This window comes from Flavobacterium xizangense, assembly GCF_054075145.1.
In genome coordinates, this window is record NZ_JBSIPG010000039.1 from 1 (window position 1) to 363 (window position 363).

General features: G+C 28.1%; 1 pseudogene. It reads left to right on the forward strand.

Going from position 1 to position 363, the window contains the following annotated elements:
• Positions 1-176: 176 nt before the first annotated feature.
• Positions 177-363 (forward strand): annotated as a pseudogene (locus ACWA1B_RS22410) (anti-anti-sigma factor); the annotation flags it as partial.

Here is a 363-nt window from a genome sequence, read left to right on the forward strand (position 1 = left end):
CTAGAACGGAAAAACATTTAAACTAAAATTAGAAATATAATTATGTAAACAACAGATAATAAGCACATTCTAAAAACAGATTTTTTTTCTTTATTGCTAATTCATTTTAGTAATTCTTTTCTTCTCTTAAAAAATAATTTTTATATTTGATAGAGAAAAATCCAAATTACAGCAAAATGCAAAACAACTTACTAGGCGTGCTAAAAGAGCACGAAAACAAATTATTAACTATATGGTCTCAAATTCTTTTAGAAAGCGGATCTGGTGATGGTGCAATGGAAGAAGAAGAGTCAAAAGAATTTGCTTCGCTATTTTTAAACGCACTAGCTAAGTCGGATGAAAAATACGACTCTCAAGAATTTG